At 79.7% G+C, this 782-nt stretch carries 1 protein-coding gene; it reads left to right on the top strand.

Translation table 11 applies throughout. From position 1 onward, the window contains the following. Nucleotides 1–445 (top strand): DUF4232 domain-containing protein (locus GTR02_RS21955; protein ID WP_166609578.1); only part of this gene is annotated, 445 nt, incomplete at its 5' end. Nucleotides 446–782: the final 337 nt, after the last annotated feature.

Genomic DNA, 782 nt, shown 5'->3' with positions numbered 1-782 from the left:
GTCGCCGCCCGACGGCCCGCCGCAGCCCTGCCGCACCGACCAGCTGGTGGCGGCGCTCGAGGCGTCCCCCGCCCCCGGGCCCGGCCGGGGCGCCGCGACGGTCGTGCTGACGAACCTGACCTCCGCGCCCTGCACGCTCGTCGGCTACGGCGGGGTGTCGTTGCGGCGCAGCGACGGTGGGCCCGTGCCGTCGTCGCAGGTGCGGGCGCCCGAGCCGGCGCCGGCCCGCGTCGTCCTGGCCCCCGGCCGGGGCGTCCGCTCGACCATCACGTGGGCGACGGTCGCCGACGCGGCGGTCGGTGAGCCCGCCGAGGGTCCCTGCGAGCCGGCGCCCACGACGCTGCAGGTCATCCCGCCGAACCAGGTGCCGCAGCTCGCCGTGCCGTGGACGGCCGGGCCCGTGTGCAGCCAGGGCACCCTGACGCAGACGGCCTACGCGGGCTGACGCCGCACCCGACTCCGCCGCCCACCGGCCGGTGCGGTCCCTCCGCGCACTTCTCGGGGCGACGTCCGCACCGGCGGGCGGCGGGTCGGCACCGACGACGCCAGGCACGGCGTGTGTCCGGCGGGTGGCACCGCTGTGCCGGTCCGGACACGCGGAAGCGGTCGGACCAGCGCGCGTGACCCGGTCACGCGTGTGTCGAAGCCGTTGCGTCGCAGGCCTGTCGCGGCGACGGGGACCCGCCCCACGATGAGGGGGTGAGCACCGGACCCGCCCTCCCCCGCCGTCGCAGCGTGCTGCGGGCGGCCGCCGGCGCGGCGGTGACGGCCGGCCGCAGCAC

Source organism: Kineococcus siccus, from assembly GCF_009906795.1.
Taxonomy (GTDB): domain Bacteria; phylum Actinomycetota; class Actinomycetes; order Actinomycetales; family Kineococcaceae; genus Kineococcus; species Kineococcus siccus.
This window is presented reverse-complemented; position numbering and strand designations above follow the sequence as displayed.